Consider the following 15,428-nt stretch of genomic DNA (forward strand, 5'->3'; position numbering starts at 1 on the left):
TTGGGCACCGCAAGGCGGGGCTGATGGCCCCGCCGAGATTTCCGCAATACCGATATCGGGAGAAATCGGCAGGAACGATCGGCTCCGGCCAGGATTCACCACCCCTGGTGCGTCACAGAGCGCGAGCCGCATTCCTATGATGGGCGCACGACATCACGGACCCTCCGACCCGGAGGTCAGGAGGGTCCGCAGGTGTACGGCAGCGCGACGGTGGTGGAGGGGTCGATGACTCAGGGGGCCGGTCAGGGACCCGCGATGCGGACGGAGACGCTGCGGGACTTCCGGGTTCCGGTCACCGAACCCGCCCCGTACGCCGGGTCCGCCGGCCTGGACGGGGAGGTTCCCGTCTACGGCGAGTACCCGGCGTACTACGGAGAGAGCCCCGTCGCGCCCGCGCGCCCGGGCTACGCCGCGTCCGTGCCCGCGCAGCCCGATCACGCGCCGCCCGCGCCAGTCGCGCCGCCCGCCGCGCCCGAGCCCGCGGACCGGGACGAGGACTTCGAGGGCTACACCCCCACCCAACGCGACCTGCCGATCATCGGCCGCGGTGGACCGGGGGACACCGTCCAGGTCCAGTACGTCCCCGAGGAAACCGCGGCCGCCGGCCCCGGGCCGCTCTACGTGGTCGGCGACGTGCACGGCTACCTGGACGAACTCGTCACCGAGCTCCAGGCCCAGAACCTCATCGACGCCGATCGCCACTGGTCGGCCGGCAACGCCCGGCTCTGGTTCCTCGGTGACTTCACCGACCGCGGCCCCGACGGCATCGGCGTCATCGACCTCGTGATGCGGCTGTCCGCCGAGGCCGCCGCCTCCGGCGGCTACTGCAAGGCCCTCATGGGCAACCACGAGCTGCTCCTGATCGGCGCCAAGCGGTTCGGCGACGCCCCCGTGGCCTCCGGCGCAGGCACCGCCACCTTCCAGGCCGCCTGGCTCCTCAACGGCGGCCAGCGCACCGACATGGAGCGTCTGGAGGACGTCCACCTCCAGTGGATGTCCCGGCTCGACGCGGCCGTCCTGGAGGACGGGCACCTGCTGCTGCACTCCGACACGACGGCCTACCTCGACTACGGCGACTCCGTCGAGGACGTCAACGACACCATCCACGAGCTGCTCAACCGCAACGACGCCGACATCACCTGGGACCTGTTCCGCAAGTTCACCAAGCGGTTCGCCTTCCGTGACGAGGAGACCGGCCCGGGGGCCGTACGCGAACTCCTCGACACCTACGGCGGCGGCCGCGTCGTGCACGGGCACAGCCCCATCCCGTACCTGCTCGGCGAGGTGGGCACCGAGGACGGCGACGAGCCGCGCGGCCCGGAGGCGGTGGACGGCCCGCACGTGTACGCGCAGGGCCTCGCCATCGCGATGGACGGTGGTGTGACGATGGCCGGGAAGCTCCTCGTCGTGCAACTCCCCCTGAGTGACTGAGCGTCCTTGGGGAGGGGTATTTCAGCAAAGCCCCTGTCACCTCGTGGCATGGTCGCTCTACCATCGCTCTATCCGTAGCAGGCTCTCCTCCGTTTGTGCCGGCGCCCGGGTTCTACGCGGGCAAACCGGCATCTACGGAGCATCGGGGGATGCACATGACCAGCGCTCCGCACCTGCTGTCCGAAGACCGACCGGAGTTCGATCGGCTCCTCGACGAGGCGTTGCGCACCGCGCACGACCGGCCCGAGCTCGCCACGCTCGGCGAACGTCTGAACGCCGAACAGCTGCGCACCATGGCCATGGGTGCCCGGGCGCTGCTGACCGCCGCGGCGGCGGCCGAGTACGACCACTACGTGAAGGTCCGTGAGGACCTGCGCGACGAGGCCCTGTCGGCTCCCCGTACGACGGGGGACGAGGACACCGGCCTGGACGCCGGCGGCGGCGCGGGCGCCGGCGCGGTCGTCGCGGTTCTCGCGCCGGTCCTCGCCGGCACCGCCATGCTGATCTTCCTGCTGATCGGCTACAGCCTGAAGCTGATCGAGCCCGAACCGGCCTTCGCTGAGACGATGCTGACGGCGGGTTGGCTGTTCGGCGCCCTCACCGTCGCCGGGCTGCTCTTCGCGGTGATCGGACTGCTGGTGACGGCCGTCCGCAACGGCTCGACCGAGGTGTCGGCACAGGAGACGGTGTCCATACCCGACGAGCTCTCGCGGGCCCGGGAAGCCTGGCGCCACGCCCTCCTGGAGCGGAGCATCGTGCCGTTCCTGCGGGACGCGCTGGCCGACCCGAGCGCGGGGCCGGGCTATCCGGTACCGCGTACGCCGCGGGCCGGGCGCATCCCCGATCTGGGATACACCCGGCCCGACTTCACCAGCCCGGGTTCCGCCTCGCAGGGGCCCCGGCCCGGCTACACACCGCCGGACTTCACGAGCCCGGACTTCGGCGGCCCGGACCGCGAGCCGGAGTGACGCCGGCCCCTGTTTCACGTGAAACATCGGCGCGGGAGGCCTCCGGGAGGCCGCCAGGAAGCGCCAGAACCGCTCCCTCGGCCCCTACGCCAGCAAGTGCTGTGAACCCTTCCGGTCACAGCACCAGACCGCCTAGCCGGCCGATCGGTCTCCCAGCGGCCGGCGCCGCTGCGCGAGGTCCGTCAGGGACGGCGGCTGCCAGACCCCGTCCGGGCGGTAGAGGTTCGTGCCGGGCGGGACGATCTCGTCGATCCGGTCGAGGACCGCGTCGTCGAGCACCAGATCGGCGCCGTTCACCAGGGCCTCCAGTTGCTCCATGGTCCGCGGGCCGATGATGACCGAGGTGACACCCGGGTGCGCCACCGGGAAGGCGACGGCCAGCTCCGGCAAGGTGCGGCCGATGGAGTCGGCGAGTTCGACGAGCCGCTCCACCGCCTCCAGCTTCGCGACGTTGCCCGGGATCGCCGGATCGAACCGCGCCGGCGTCAGCGCCGCGCGGCCCTGGGTCAGGTCAACGGGCCCGCCGAGCCGGTACTTGCCGCTCAGGAACCCGGAGGCGAGCGGACTCCACGTCAGCACACCCATCCCGTACCGCCGCGCGACGGGCAGTACATCGGCCTCGATGCCGCGCGCGAGGATCGAGTACGGCGGCTGCTCGGTCCGGAACCTCGCCAGTGCCCGCCGCTCGGCGACGTGGTGCGCCTCGACGATGTCCTCGGCGGGAAACGTGGAGCATCCGAAGGCGCAGATCTTCCCGGCCCGCACCAGATCGCCCAGTACGGACAGCGTCTCCTCGATGTCGGTCGAGTGGTCCGGCCGGTGCACCTGGTAGAGGTCGATCCACTCGGTGTCCAGCCGCCGCAGGCTGTCCTCGACCGCGCGCACGATCCAACGCCGTGAGTTCCCGCTGCGGTTGCGTCCCTCCCCCATCCGGAAGTGGACCTTGGTCGCGAGGACGACCTCGTCCCGGCGCCCCTTGAGCGCCTTGCCGACGATCTCCTCGGACTCCCCGGCGGAGTACATGTCCGCGGTGTCGACGAAGTTGATGCCCCGATCGAGGGCGGCATGGAGGATCCGCGCGCACTCCGCGTGATCCGGGTTCCCGACCGCCCCGAACATCATCGTGCCCAGGCAGTGGGCGCTCACCTCAATGCCGGTCCCACCGAGATTTCTGTAGCGCATGGTCATGGGCACGCACTGTAGGAGCTGGAGCGCACTCCAGCGCAAGGGCCGCGGGCCGCGCGTCCCGCCCGGGTCCGGGCGTGCGGGAGCGCCGCTCCGGGGAGTCCCCTCCGCCCCCCGGCGCGGCGCTCACCGCGCTCATGCCGGCCGGGTCAGTCGGCCAGCGGCAGGTACACGCGGTTGCCACTCGCCGCGAACTCGGCGGACTTCTCCGCCATGCCCGCCTGGATCTCATCAGCCTTCAGGTCGCCGCCGTGCTCCCGGCGGATGTCCTGCGAGATCTTCATCGAGCAGAACTTCGGACCGCACATGGAGCAGAAGTGCGCGGTCTTCGCCGGCTCGGCCGGCAGGGTCTCGTCGTGGAACTCGCGGGCGGTGTCCGGGTCGAGGGCCAGGTTGAACTGGTCCTCCCAGCGGAACTCGAACCGCGCGTCCGACAGGGCGTCGTCCCACTCCTGAGCGCCCGGGTGGCCCTTGGCCAGGTCGGCCGCGTGCGCCGAGATCTTGTACGTGATGACGCCGGTCTTCACGTCGTCGCGGTTCGGCAGGCCCAGGTGCTCCTTCGGCGTGACGTAGCAGAGCATCGCGGTGCCCCACCAGGCGATCATCGCCGCGCCGATGCCGGAGGTGATGTGGTCGTAGGCGGGCGCGACGTCAGTGGTCAGCGGGCCGAGCGTGTAGAACGGCGCCTCTTCGCAGATCTCCTGCTGGAGGTCGATGTTCTCCTTGATCTTGTGCATCGGGACGTGGCCCGGGCCCTCGATCATCGTCTGCACGTTGTGGCGCTTGGCGATCGTGTTCAGCTCGCCCAGCGTCTTCAGTTCCGCGAACTGCGCCGCGTCGTTGGCGTCCGCGATGGAGCCGGGGCGCAGGCCGTCGCCCAGCGAGTACGTGACGTCGTACGTCGCGAGGATCTCGCAGAGCTCCTCGAAGTTCGTGTAGAGGAAGTTCTCCTTGTGGTGCGCCAGGCACCACGCGGCCATGATCGAGCCGCCGCGCGAGACGATGCCGGTCTTGCGGCGGGCGGTCAGCGGGACGTACGGGAGCAGCACGCCGGCGTGGACCGTCATGTAGTCGACGCCCTGCTCGGCCTGCTCGATGACCGTGTCCTTGTAGATCTCCCAGGTCAGGTCCTCGGCCCGGCCGTCGACCTTCTCCAGCGCCTGGTAGAGCGGCACGGTGCCGATCGGCACGGGCGAGTTGCGCAGCACCCACTCGCGGGTGGTGTGGATGTTGCGGCCGGTGGAGAGGTCCATGACCGTGTCGGCGCCCCACTTGGTCGCCCAGGTCATCTTGTCGACCTCCTCCTCGATGGAGGAGGTGACGGCGGAGTTGCCGATGTTGGCGTTGACCTTCACCAGGAACTTCTTACCGATGATCATCGGCTCGATCTCCGGGTGGTTCACGTTCGCAGGGAGCACCGCGCGGCCTGCGGCGATCTCCTCGCGGACGACCTCGGGGGAGACGTTCTCGCGGATCGCGACGTACTCCATCTCCGGGGTGATCTCACCGCGGCGGGCGTACGCGAGCTGTGTGACGGCGGCGCCGCCACGGCCCCGGCGGGGCTGGCGGGGGCGGCCCGGGAAGACCGCGTCGAGGTTCTTGAGGCCACCGCGCGGCGAGGTGTGCTTGATGCCGTCGTCCTCGGGGCGCACGGGACGGCCCGCGTACTCCTCGGTGTCGCCGCGGCCGATGATCCAGTTCTCGCGCAGCGGGGCGAGGCCCCGGCGCACATCGGTCTCGATCTGCGGGTCGGTGTACGGCCCGGACGTGTCGTAGAGCGTCACGTCCTTTCCGTTGGTGAGGTGGACCTGGCGGACCGGCACCCGGATGTCGGGGCGGGAGCCCGCGACGTAGCCCTTGTGCCAGCCCGGCTGGCGCTCGGTCTGGCCGTCGGCGTCCTGGCTGACGGCAGGCGTGCGTGCGTCCTGAATGGTCATGAGACCTATCTCCCTACGCCGGCATTACCCGGTAACAGGTTCGGCGGTCGGCGCAGCCTCTTCCCGTGCGCGTCTGTCGACGCGCCTACGGTGATCAGCGCCCTCTCAGCCCGGTGCTCCGAGCTCCCGCGTTGTGCAAAGGTGCCCCCACGCTAGCGTCATCTATGGCGTGCTGAACAGTGGGCCCCCTCATCTCTTGCGATGATCGGGCAGTGACGATCTCGCCGCAGCCCCCCATCGAGCACACCGAACCCTCTGGCCATTCCGGGCACTCGCACACTGCCCCAGGAGCCGGCCACGGGCATTCCCACAGCCACAGTCACGGCCCGGCGGCCCCCGTCTCGAAGCACCTGCGCAAGGTCATCGCCGCCGTGCTGATCCCCTTCGCCGCCGCCGTCGTCATCGGCCTGATGGTGCTCTGGCCGGGCGGTGCTCCCGCCCACGAGCGCTCGGGGGTGGGCTTCGACCGGCAGACCCAGCAGGGCGAGGTGACCGCCCTGGAGCGGGTCGACTGCAAGTCCGTGAACGCCTCGCAGGTGCCTCCCACCGCCGACGTCTCCACTCCCGAGGGGCGCGAGGCACGGGCCGCGCAGACCGGCGAGTGCAAGAAGGCGACCGTCGAGGTCGTCAGCGGTCCGGAGAAGGGCCGCACCTTCATCGAGATCGTCCAGCCCGGCGCACCGCGGCAGTTGGCGGACGGCCAGGAGGTGGTGGTGGCGTACGCGCCCGACGCCCCCCGGGACCTCCAGTACTCCGTGATCGACGTGAACCGCAAGCTCCCGATGGCGGTGCTGGCCGGCATCTTCGCCGTGGCGGTGGTCCTGGTCGGCCGGATGCGCGGGCTGTTCGCCCTGATCGCGCTCGGCGTCAGCTTCGCGGTACTGACCCTCTTCATCCTGCCGGCGATCCTGCAGGGCTCGAATCCGCTGGTCGTCGCGGTCGTCGGGGCCAGCGCCATCATGCTGATCGCCCTGTACATGTGCCACGGGCTGACCGCCCGTACCTCGGTCGCCGTCCTCGGCACGCTCGTCTCGCTGCTGCTGATCGGGCTGTTGGGCTCGGGGTTCATCGACTGGGCGTTCCTCAGCGGCAACACCGACGACAACACCGGGCTGATCCACGGGCTCTACCCGAACATCGACATGAGCGGTCTCCTCCTCGCCGGTGTCATCATCGGATCGCTGGGCGTCCTCGACGACGTGACGGTCACCCAGACCTCGGCGGTCTGGGAGCTCCGCCAGGCCGACCCCACCATGGGGCCCCGGGCCCTGTACCGGGCGGGCATCCGGATCGGCCGCGACCACATCGCGTCGGTGGTCAACACGCTGGTCCTGGCGTACGCGGGCGCGGCGCTGCCGCTGCTGCTGCTGTTCTCCATCGCCAACAGCAGCGTGGGCTCGGTGGCCAACAGCGAGCTGGTCGCGGAGGAGATCGTACGGACGCTCGTGGGCTCGATCGGCCTGGTGGCCTCGGTCCCGGTGACGACCGCCCTGGCCGCGCTGGTGGTCTCCGCGGACCGGCCGGGATCCCCGGACGCCGCACCGGCCTCGGGACCGGTCCTCGGCGGCCGGGGCCGGCGGCGCAAGCGCTGACACGGGCCCGCCCGCTTCGGATCAGTCCGAGCCGCTCCGCACCGGCCGCTCCGGACCGGCGTTTCGGCCCCGGTCAGCCCGCGTTCTGCTCGTTCTGCCGCGACTCGGCCAGGATCTTGCAGAGTGCCTCGTCCAGGCTCTCCTCGAAGTCCCCGAGATTGCGCTCCTGACCGAGGGGGACCAGCCGGTCGGTGCGGTCGAGGAACGCGACGAGGGGCGCCGCGCTCGCGCGGAACAACGCCCGGTCGCCGCCGACCTGAAGGCGGATGTGGACATCGGACAGGCCCTCGGGACTGGTGGGCGCGATGTGCACATCACCGTCACCACATGGCTTGTTGATGCCGTCGAGGAGGAGTTCCCGGCCGAACGCCCAGGTCACGGGCGCGTCTCCGGGAAGGTGGAAGGTCAGGCGGACCGCGTAGGGGTCACGGGCTTCGTACCCGAGTTCCACGGGAATCCGGAACGCGAGCTCCTCGGAAACGAGGAAGCTCATCATGACCTCTGCCTGTACCGACTCGCGCATTGCCTACCCCGCTGTAGTGGAAGTGGCCAAGATTGATCCCCCCAGGCTCTCTTGACAAGAGTGGTGGAAGCACGAGCAGATCACAAGGAGTGAGTTTTCAGATACTGATAGAGAACGAGAGGGTGCTCAACAGCGCGCCTACTTCACTCCGTAGTCGATCGACTACATACAGCAATCGTTCTTCCTGATGCAGTGGTAGAGAAATGGCCATGGTCGCGACGGTGTCCCCGGCGGTGATCGGGATGGCCGCGCACACCGTTCCCAGGGCGTACTCCTGCCGCTCGACCACAGGCCGATTCCGCCCCATCGCGGCGATCCGGTTCTCCAAAGAGCGCAGGTCGGCGACTGTGTACGGCGTGATGGCCCCGACCGGGTGCCGATCGTAGTGGTCCTTGCGCGCCCTCTCGTCGAGCTGGCTCAGCAGACACTGCCCGATGGCGTGCGCATGGCCGGTCGCGCGGAAATCGGCCCACTCCTCGCAGGCCGGGCCGTCCGGAGTGTCCGATACGGCGATCAGCTCGATCTCACCCTCGCGGTACGCCGCGAAGTAGACAGGGGCCCCGACCGCGTCGCGGAAGTACGCGAGCGAGTCGACGATCATGCTGCGACGTTTCTGCTGGAGTCCCCCGTCGGCGAGCCTTCCGGCGGCGGGGCCGAGCACGAAGACTCCGCCCTCCCGGCGCAGGTAGCCCTCGTGCGTCAGGGTGCGCAGCAGGTGGTACGCGGTGGGAAGCGGGAGCCCGGCTTCGCGCGCCAGTTGCTTCGCCGGGGCTCCCTCGCTGTGGGATCCCGCCGCTTCGAGCAGCCTCAGCGCCCTCTGCACCGAACCGATCAGGGTCGGCACACCGGCATTGTGAACCGCAGCCAAAGCTCACCCCCAAGCGTGGCGGCGGGCCTTGGGGCCCACCCTGCGGGGGCCGCCCCCGCGTATGCCGTGGCTCCTGGGGGCGTACGCGCCAGCTGCTCTGTACAACCGCAGGTCAGGGGCGGTGTTACCGACTAGTCGGTGCCCAGGGATCGGCACAGATTGCCACTCTATCCACCGATTCCCGGCCCGTGAGGGGTTTGGCCCCTCACGTTCCCTCACCTGGGTCAATCCCGGTACGGCCCGGACCGGGCCGAACTACCACTCCCCGGAGGAGGACTTCGCGCCGCCGCCGGTGAACTTCTTCACCACGAAGATCAGACCGCCGACGAGAGCGGCGAGCAGCAGCAGCTTGAACACGAATCCGATGAGGGCGCCGATGATGCTGGTGATCACACCGCCGAACACGAAGAGCACGAGCAGCGGAACAGCGACCCACTTCACCCACCAGGGCATGCCCGCGAATATCTGCCGGATCCCGTCCATGTCCACAACCTCTTCCTCGTCCGTGACTTCCTGCTCCCGATGCTAGGAGTCCACCGGTCCGAGCGGGGGCCCGCGAGCCCCCGGAGTCCCCTGATCCGGCCCCTAGGGGGACCAGGGCCGCGCCCCTCACTCCCTGGTACTCCCCGGCGCCCCGCTCCCCCTCAGTTCTCCGGCGGGGAGAAGACCACCATCACCTTCAGGTTCTCCGTGATGTGGTGGAACTTGTGGGGCACACCGGCCGGAACGTAGACCACGCTCCCGTTCGCCACCGTCGTCGTCTCCTCCCCGACCGTGATCGAGGCGCGGCCGCTCACGACGAAGTACACCTCGTCCTGACGGTGCGGCTGCTGGGGGTCGGTCTGCCCCGCGTCGAGCGCGTACAGGCCGACCGACATGTTGCGCTCCCGCAGGAACTGCAGATAGGCGCCGTCGTTGGCGGCCCGCTCCGCTTCGAGCTCGTCCAGCCGGAACGCTTTCATCGTCCTTGTGCCCCTTGTGCTCTCTTGTGCCGCGGCATCCGCTGATCTGCCGATGTCCCGCCGGGATCTTCTCTGCCACGATCAGACACATGACCAATTTCGTAGTCAAGACGCTCGCCAACGCGGCGGCCCTGGCCGTCGCCGTGTGGCTCCTCGCCGGCATCACCCTCGACGACGGCAGCAGCCTGGGCCGCCGCACACTTACCCTGATCCTGGTCGCACTGGTCTTCGGACTGGTCAACTTCATCGTCAAGCCGGTGGTGAGGCTGCTCTCGCTGCCGCTGTTCGTCATTACCCTCGGGCTGTTCACCCTCGTCGTGAACGCCCTGATGCTGCTGCTGACCTCGTGGCTGGCCAAGCAGCTCGACCTCAGCTTCCACGTGGACGGTTTCTGGACCGCCGTCGTCGGCGGCCTGATCATCTCCGTCGTCTCCTGGGCCGTGAACATGGTCCTGCCCGACAAGGACTGAGCAAGCACCGTGTACCGCGTCTGTTTCGTCTGCACCGGCAACATATGCCGCTCGCCCATGGCCGAATCCGTCTTCCGCTCCCACGTCACCGAAGCCGGGCTCGACGGCCTGGTCGAGGTGGACAGCGCCGGCACCGGCGGCTGGCACGAGGGGGACGGCGCCGACCCGCGCACCATCGCCGTCCTGGAGGCCGCCGGATACGAGCAGGACCACCGGGCACGGCAGTTCCGGTCCTCCTGGTTCGACCGTCTCGACCTCGTCATCGCCCTCGACGCCGCCCATCTGCGGGACCTCCGGGCCCTCGCGCCCACCCCCGGACACGCCGCCAAGGTACGGCTGCTGCGGTCCTACGATCCGTCCGCCCGGGCCACCGAGACCGACGTACCGGATCCCTACTACGGCGCCCTCGACGGGTTCGAGGACTGCCTGGAGCTGATCGAGGCGGCCAGTCCGGGCCTGCTGGACGCCGTACGCGAGGCCGTGCGGGCCGGCGCCGTTGAGCCGTGAAGTCCGCCACGCCGCGAAGGAGCACCTCACCGTGACCGACCGCACCCCCGAACAGGCCGGGACCGACCGGATCGGCGACGGCACCCGCGCCGTGCGCGCCGGACTGCCCGAGCCCGTCAAGAACGAACCGCCCCTGCCCGGACCCGTCTTCGCCGCGCACTTCCACCTCCCGGGCGATGTCGAGGGCCCGTACACGTACGGCCGCGACACCAACCCCACCTGGACCCTGCTGGAGCGGGCCATCGGGGAGCTGGAGGCGCCCGGCCCGGACGGCGCGCAGACCATCGTCTTCGCCTCCGGGATGGCCGCGATCTCCGCCGTCCTCCTCTCCCAGACGCGCACCGGCGACACCGTCGTCCTCCCCGACGACGGCTACCAGGCGCTGCCCCTGCTCCGGGAGCAGCTGGAGGCCTACGGGGTCCTCGTACGCACCGCCCCGACCGGGAACGACGCCCAGCTCGGCGCTCTCGAAGGCGCCCGGCTGCTGTGGATCGAGACCCCGTCCAACCCGGGACTCGACGTCTGCGACGTACGCCGCCTGGTCGAGGCCGCCCATGCCGGCGGCACGCTCGTCGCCGTCGACAACACCCTGGCCACCCCGCTAGGCCAGCGGCCCCTGGAACTCGGCGCCGACTTCTCCGTCGCCAGTGGCACCAAGGGCCTGACCGGCCACGGCGACCTGCTGCTCGGCTACGTCGTCTGCCGCGACCCCGAGCTCGCCGCGGCCGTCCGCCGCTGGCGCAAGATCGTCGGCGCGATCCCGGGTCCCATGGAGGCCTGGCTCGCCCACCGCTCCCTGGCCACCATCCAGCTGCGCGCCCAGCGCCAGTGGGCCAACGCCCTGGCCGTCGCCGAAGCGCTGGCCGACCGCGGCGAGGTCACCGGGCTGCGCTACCCGGGGCTGCCCTCGGACCCCTCCCACAAGACCGCCGCGCGGCAGATGGCCGGCTTCGGCTCGGTCGTCTCCTTCACCCTGCCCGACCGCCGGCACGCGGAACGGTTCATGAGCGCCCTGCGGCTGGTCGAGGACGCCACCAGTTTCGGCGGCGTACGGTCCACCGCGGAGCGGCGCGGACGGTGGGGAGGTGACGCCGTGCCGGAAGGGTTCATCCGCTTCTCCGCGGGCGCCGAGGACACCGAGGACCTGGTCGGCGACGTCCTGCGGGCCCTGGACTCGGCGGGCCCGGCCGGCTGACCGGCGGGGCCGCAGGCGCCGCGCTCGCGCGGACGGGCGATCCGAGCCTCCCCCCTGGTGGCTCGGACCGCCCCGGGTTCCGCGCGCGAAGAACCACGGGCACAAGGCTAGTTGACCCTCTGTCAGAGTCCAATCACGGTAACGACAGGGGCCTATCGACATATTTATAGTTGTAGGCCCCCACCGAGAGGGGCCGACATGGACCTGGCCCTGCTGCGCACCTTCGTCGCCGTGCACCGGGCGGGCTCGTTCACCCGGGCCGCCGCACTGCTCGGGCTGTCCCAGCCCGCCGTCACCTCACAGATCCGCACCCTCGAACGCCAGCTGGGCCGACCGCTGTTCCACCGTCGGGCCCGCGGCGTCACCCCCACCGCCGTCGGTGACGAGCTCGCCCACAAGGCCGCCCCCCACCTCGACGCGCTGCTGCGCATCACCGAGACCGAGCGGGAGGACGCCGGCGCACCCCGCACCCTGCACATCGCCGGGCCTCCCGAGTTCCTGTCCCTGCGCGTGCTCCCCGCCCTCGCGCCCCTCGTCGGCCAGGGCCACACCCTGCGCACCGTCCTGCGGGCCGGATCCGAGGAGCTGCTCGACGCACTCGCCGCCGGCCACCACGACCTCATCACCACCACCGCCCGCCCGCGCCGCGCCCTCTTCACCGCCACCGCCCTGTGCGACGAGGAGCACGTGCTGGTCGCCGCGCCCTACTGGGCCGCGCTCGTCGACCCCGACCGGCTGAGCGAAAGCGGTCCGACCGCCCTCGACGGCATCCCGCTCGTCGAGGTCCACGAATCGCTGCCCCTCGTCACCCGGTACTGGGCCGCCGTCTTCGACACCCGGCCGGACACCCGGCCCGACGCCGCCACCGTGGTCGCCCCCGACCTGCGCGCCGTACTGGAATGCGTCCGGGGCGGCGCCGGGCTCGCCGTACTGCCCCGCTACCTGTGTCGGGACGCGCTCGCGCGCGGCGAGGTCGTCGCCCTGCTGGAGCCGGCCGTACCGCCGCTGCGCACCTGGTTCCTCGTCGCCCGCGCCGGAAGCCTGGCCCTCTCCCATGTCTCCCGCGCTCACGACCGGCTACTGCGCGCCGCCGCGCACTGGTGAGCCCCCCGGTTGTGCGGCCCGGCGCGTTTCAGAAGCGGAGTCCTGGGCCACTCTTCTCCCATGACCGAACGTCCCGTGGTCAAACGCACCGCCCGCGCGATCCTGCTCGACGGTGACGACCTGATCCTCATCAAGCGCACCAAGCCCGGCGTCGATCCCTACTGGCTCACCCCCGGCGGGGGAGTGGAGCCCTCGGACGCCACCGTCACCGACGCCCTCCACCGGGAGGTCCACGAAGAACTCGGCGCGAAGATCACCGATGTGGTGCCCTGCTTCGTCGACACGATCGAGCACATCGCCGACGGCGGGGTGACCGGTGTGAAGGTGCAGCACTTCTTCGTCTGCCACCTCGAATCGATGGACCCCGGCCAACGGCACGGACCCGAGGTCGACCAGCCCGACGGGACCTACGAAATCGTCCGGGTTCCGTTCAGCCGGGTCGGCATCGCCGCCGTCCATCTCGTCCCGCTGTCCCTGCGCCACTACCTCGACGGCAACATCGAGGGGGTACGCGCCATGCACGCCCCCGACCTGGGCTGATCCGGGTCCCGACTGCGGTACGTCTGGGGCCGGCGAAAGCCCGTCGGCCTCAGTCCTCGTCGGCCTCAGCCTCCGACGGCTTCCAGTTCCTCCACGGCGTCGTGCCGGATCCGGTCTCCGGGGATCCCGATCCGCTTGAGGGCGTCCACGCCACTGCGGATCATCGCCGACGGCCCGGAGATGAACGCGTCGTACGAACTCCACGGTCCGTGCTCACCGACCGCCTGCGGCAGCTGGCCGGCCAGCCCCTCTCCGACCACCGGGCGCACCGACAGCCACGGATGCGAACGCTGCAGCCCCAGCAGGGTGTCCTTGTCGTACAGGTCGTTGTCACAGCGCGCCCCGAAGAAGACCTCCACCGGGCGCCGTTCGCCGTGCTCGGCGACATCCTCGATCAGGGCCTTGATCGGCGCGATGCCGGTACCGCCGCCCAGGCAGAGCATCCCGTTGTCGGTGCTGTGGTCCACCACCATCGACCCGGCCGGCGGACCCAGCCGCAGTACATCGCCCGGCCGGGCGTGCCGCACCAGCGCGTTGGAGACCCAGCCCGCCGGCACCGCCTTCACGTGGAAGGACAGCAGCCCGTCGGCACGGGGGGCGGAGGCGAAGGAGTAGTGCCGCCACACGCGCGGCCACCACGGGGTCTCCATGCTCGTGTACTGGCCGGCGACGAACGGGTACGGCTGGTCGGGGCGCACCGTCAGCACCGCGATGTCCGGGGTGCGCAGATCGTGGGAGACCACCTCCGCGTGCCACCACGCCGGGCTCGTCCGCTCCTCCTCCGCGGCGGCATCGATCATGATCTGAGAGATCGCGGTGTAGGCGCGCACCCACGCGGCCTGGGGCTCGGGCCCCCAGGTCAGCTGCGCGTACCGGGCCAGCGCGCCGATCAGGGCCTCACCGACCACCGGGTAGTGGCCCGCCATCGTGCCGTACTTGCGGTGGCCACTGCCCAGCCGGCGCAGATAGGGGACGAGTACGTCCGGGTCGTCGATGTGCTCCGCGGCCGTGAGCAGGGCCTTCAGCAGCCGGTCCCGCTGCATGTCCATGGCCGCGGGGAACATGCTCCGCACTTCGGGGTGCCTGGTGAACACCAGGGCGTAGAAATACGAGGTCATCTTGTCGGCGACGGGTCCGATCTCCGCCAGGGTCCTGCGGATGAGCAAGGCATCCGGAGAGGGTTCGACCTCACCGCCCTGGGGGGGTATCCGGCCCGTCCTCGGTCTTGCCGATCTGGTGGGCGCAGCGTCCATGCGGTGCCTCGCTTCGAGCATCTCGGTCGGGTCTGCACACGCCACGGCCTCGAATCCGTGGTTCCGGGTTCCACAGCGTGCCAGCCGACCGAGAGGCCTGCGGGGGAATGCGGGAATTCCGCGTTTCGAACCTTCCTTCCCCTTAGGATGTCTCAACTCCCGGGCGTGCCAACCCCAATAGCTGGTACGCCTCGCGCAGATCCCGCCCCTCATAGACATAGGTCGCACGCTCCGCCAGATAGGGCCGCGCGTTGACCGCCACCGACCTCGGCACCGCTTCGAAGAGCGCCGAATCCGTCAGGGAATCCCCGTACGCGACGCACTGGGACCGGTTCACCCCGAACCGCTCGCACAGCCGGTCCGCCACATCGACCTTGCCCTCGGGCGTCAGGATCCCCGCCACGTCCAACGGCCCGGTGAACGGGACCGACGGGTAGACCGATCCATGGGCGGCGTGCGCTCCCCACTCCAGGAGCAGTTCCACGAAAAAGGACGGAGACAGCGAGATCACCGCGCAGTAGTCCCCGCGCTCGTGGATCTCCCGCCACACCTCGCGGATCCCCGACAGCCAGGGAGCACCGTCGAACGCGGCCCGGACATGCACCGGCGTCAGCTCCGACCACAGCCCGTGTGCCGCGATCGAGAACTCCTGAGGAGTGAGCTCCCGCGCGGCGAACGCGCGCTCCAGCTCGCCGATCTCCGTACTCACGCCGAGCTGCCGGGAAATCTCGACCGGCGCGGCCGAGCCGTACATCAGCGTCCCGTCGAGATCAAAGAGGTGCAGGAGAGTCATAACAGTGGAGGCTAGCCCGTGCGTTTCACCCAGGGCACTGCCGAACGTCAGCTGCGGGAGAAACAGCGTGTTTCACGTGAAACATCGAGCCCTTTCCCGG

At 70.3% G+C, this 15,428-nt stretch carries 16 protein-coding genes and 1 riboswitch; of the genes, 8 read left to right on the forward strand and 8 right to left on the reverse strand.

The features are described from left to right. The first annotated feature begins 210 nt into the window (after nucleotides 1-210). Entirely contained in the window at nucleotides 211-1,431 is a 1,221-nt protein-coding gene (locus EES41_RS18415) for a metallophosphoesterase (protein WP_123082547.1), read from the forward strand. A 149-nt stretch (nucleotides 1,432-1,580) separates the two neighbouring features. Continuing rightward, the gene (locus EES41_RS18420) at nucleotides 1,581-2,399 is read left to right on the forward strand and encodes a hypothetical protein (RefSeq protein ID WP_123079537.1); all 819 of its coding nucleotides are present in this window, start codon (nucleotides 1,581-1,583) and stop codon (nucleotides 2,397-2,399) included. A 132-nt stretch (nucleotides 2,400-2,531) separates the two neighbouring features. Here EES41_RS18420 and EES41_RS18425 read toward each other — a convergent pair whose 3' ends face one another. Continuing rightward, nucleotides 2,532-3,581, reverse strand: a complete 1,050-nt coding sequence (locus EES41_RS18425; RefSeq protein WP_123082548.1) for an aldo/keto reductase — start codon at nucleotides 3,579-3,581, stop codon at nucleotides 2,532-2,534. A 152-nt stretch (nucleotides 3,582-3,733) separates the two neighbouring features. Then, nucleotides 3,734-5,521 carry a phosphomethylpyrimidine synthase ThiC gene (thiC, locus tag EES41_RS18430; RefSeq protein WP_008741692.1) on the reverse strand — a complete coding sequence of 596 codons (1,788 nt, stop codon included), beginning with the start codon at nucleotides 5,519-5,521 and terminating at the stop codon, nucleotides 3,734-3,736. Then, a riboswitch (TPP riboswitch) is annotated at nucleotides 5,515-5,661 on the reverse strand. Its footprint overlaps the gene before it by 7 nt. A 39-nt stretch (nucleotides 5,662-5,700) precedes the next feature. Between thiC and EES41_RS18435 the strand changes: the two genes are divergently transcribed. Then, nucleotides 5,701-7,113 carry a YibE/F family protein gene (locus EES41_RS18435; RefSeq protein ID WP_123079538.1) on the forward strand — a complete coding sequence of 471 codons (1,413 nt, stop codon included), beginning with the start codon at nucleotides 5,701-5,703 and terminating at the stop codon, nucleotides 7,111-7,113. Nucleotides 7,114-7,186: 73 nt separating this feature from the next. Here the strand turns inward: EES41_RS18435 and EES41_RS18440 are convergent, their stop codons facing one another. The 4 genes from EES41_RS18440 to EES41_RS18455 form a co-directional block, all read right to left on the reverse strand. Beyond that, nucleotides 7,187-7,636: an SsgA family sporulation/cell division regulator gene (locus tag EES41_RS18440; RefSeq protein WP_073774019.1), complete on the reverse strand. Its 450-nt coding sequence runs from the start codon at nucleotides 7,634-7,636 to the stop codon at nucleotides 7,187-7,189. Between the two features lie 97 nt (nucleotides 7,637-7,733). Continuing rightward, entirely contained in the window at nucleotides 7,734-8,480 is a 747-nt protein-coding gene (locus EES41_RS18445) for an IclR family transcriptional regulator (RefSeq protein ID WP_123079539.1), read from the reverse strand. A gap of 279 nt (nucleotides 8,481-8,759) precedes the next feature. Then, nucleotides 8,760-8,987: a DUF5326 family protein gene (locus EES41_RS18450; protein WP_174261699.1), complete on the reverse strand. Its 228-nt coding sequence runs from the start codon at nucleotides 8,985-8,987 to the stop codon at nucleotides 8,760-8,762. Between the two features lie 161 nt (nucleotides 8,988-9,148). Continuing rightward, a complete protein-coding gene (locus EES41_RS18455) occupies nucleotides 9,149-9,466 on the reverse strand; it encodes a cupin domain-containing protein (RefSeq protein ID WP_008741687.1) in 318 nt (105 codons plus the stop codon). 89 nt (nucleotides 9,467-9,555) lie between these two features. On the opposite strand from EES41_RS18455, the gene EES41_RS18460 reads away from it, so the two are divergent. From EES41_RS18460 to EES41_RS18480, 5 genes are all read left to right on the forward strand, one after another. Beyond that, entirely contained in the window at nucleotides 9,556-9,936 is a 381-nt protein-coding gene (locus EES41_RS18460) for a phage holin family protein (protein ID WP_123079540.1), read from the forward strand. A 9-nt stretch (nucleotides 9,937-9,945) separates the two neighbouring features. After that, the gene (locus EES41_RS18465) at nucleotides 9,946-10,443 is read left to right on the forward strand and encodes a low molecular weight protein-tyrosine-phosphatase (protein WP_123079541.1); all 498 of its coding nucleotides are present in this window, start codon (nucleotides 9,946-9,948) and stop codon (nucleotides 10,441-10,443) included. A gap of 31 nt (nucleotides 10,444-10,474) precedes the next feature. Continuing rightward, entirely contained in the window at nucleotides 10,475-11,638 is a 1,164-nt protein-coding gene (locus tag EES41_RS18470; RefSeq protein ID WP_123082549.1) for a cystathionine gamma-lyase, read from the forward strand. Nucleotides 11,639-11,836: 198 nt separating this feature from the next. Next, complete coding sequence (locus EES41_RS18475) at nucleotides 11,837-12,742, forward strand: LysR family transcriptional regulator (protein ID WP_123079542.1); 906 nt, start codon at nucleotides 11,837-11,839, stop codon at nucleotides 12,740-12,742. Between the two features lie 60 nt (nucleotides 12,743-12,802). After that, nucleotides 12,803-13,282 (forward strand): NUDIX domain-containing protein, encoded by a 480-nt coding sequence (locus EES41_RS18480; RefSeq protein WP_123079543.1) that lies wholly within the window; start codon nucleotides 12,803-12,805, stop codon nucleotides 13,280-13,282. 65 nt (nucleotides 13,283-13,347) lie between these two features. Here EES41_RS18480 and EES41_RS18485 read toward each other — a convergent pair whose 3' ends face one another. Continuing rightward, complete coding sequence (locus EES41_RS18485; protein WP_123079544.1) at nucleotides 13,348-14,754, reverse strand: globin domain-containing protein; 1,407 nt, start codon at nucleotides 14,752-14,754, stop codon at nucleotides 13,348-13,350. After that, nucleotides 14,678-15,328: an HAD family phosphatase gene (locus EES41_RS18490; RefSeq protein ID WP_123079545.1), complete on the reverse strand. Its 651-nt coding sequence runs from the start codon at nucleotides 15,326-15,328 to the stop codon at nucleotides 14,678-14,680. Before EES41_RS18490 ends, EES41_RS18485 begins: the two co-directional genes overlap by 77 nt. Between the last annotated feature and the right edge of the window lie 100 nt (nucleotides 15,329-15,428).

It is taken from the genome of Streptomyces sp. ADI95-16, from assembly GCF_003721495.1.
Taxonomy (GTDB): domain Bacteria; phylum Actinomycetota; class Actinomycetes; order Streptomycetales; family Streptomycetaceae; genus Streptomyces; species Streptomyces goshikiensis.